Consider the following 1,071-nt stretch of genomic DNA (forward strand, 5'->3'; position numbering starts at 1 on the left):
CGTCGGTCTGGCGCACGGCCACGGTGTTGCTACCCTCGACCGAGGTGAAGGTCGAGCTCCAGGTATTGCCGCCATCGACGCTGTACTCGACGGTCGCACCGGTTTCGAGGCCGCCAATATTCAGGGCGCCGTTGTTGGAAATGCTGTCGGTCGGGTTGGCGCTGTCGGTGCTCAGGACCACGCTCGGTGCGGCGACCTGCGTGTCGAGCACGAAGCTGACCGTGGTCGCGCCGGACGTATTGCCGGCCACGTCGGTCTGGCGCACGGCCACGGTGTTGCTGCCCTCGACCGGGGTGAGGGTCGAACTCCAGGTATTGCCGCCATCGACGCTGTACTCGACGGTCGCGCCGGCTTCGGTGCCGCCGATGGTCAGTGCACCGGAGTTGGTGATGCCGTCCGAATTGCTTGTACCGCTGTCGGTCTGCAGGGAAACGCTCGGTGCGGCAACCTGGGTGTCGAGCACAAAGCTGACGGTGGTGGCGCCGGACGTATTGCCGGCCACGTCGGTCTGGCGCACGGAGACGGTGTTGCTTCCCTCGACCGGGGTAAATGTCGTGGACCAGTTGTTTCCGCCGTCAGTGCTGTACTCAATAGTGGCGCCGGCTTCGATGCCACCGATGGTCAGAGAGCCGGAATTGGTGATGCTGTCCGAGCTGCTTGCGCCGCTGTCGATTAGCAAGCTTACGGTCGGCGCCGAAACATTGGTATCGCTTGCTAGACCAGTAGCGGAAATCCCGACTGTGTTGGGTTCAGGTGCGTTAGTGGTCGCTGACAACCCTTCAGTCTCAAAGCCGGTCACCGCTTCGACGCGCTGACCTGTCTCGCTGAGCATCACTGCGCTGTGACCGCCACCACCCGCGCCACCTGTTCCGCCGGCGCCTGGACCTGCGGCAGTGGGATCGAGCTGGGTGGTCGGGTCAAAGCCATCGGCGATGGCTTGCTCCAGATCGGTAATGGACTGGTCTTCCACCTGAACCGCATCGGCGACAGCAAAATCGCCGGCTTGCCAGCTGGCCGAACTGCCCAGCGTCAGCTCTTCCCCGATTCTGTTGAAAAAGTAAGCTTCAGCGG

1 protein-coding gene is annotated in these 1,071 nt (G+C 63.2%); it reads right to left on the reverse strand.

The annotated features are described in order from the left end of the window. The coding region (locus RT21_RS22830; RefSeq protein WP_046164461.1) for a retention module-containing protein at positions 1-1,071 on the reverse strand (1,071 nt) is incomplete at both ends.

Source organism: Pseudomonas sp. 10B238, from assembly GCF_000970615.1.
In the GTDB taxonomy this organism is placed as follows: Bacteria; Pseudomonadota; Gammaproteobacteria; order Pseudomonadales; family Pseudomonadaceae; genus Stutzerimonas.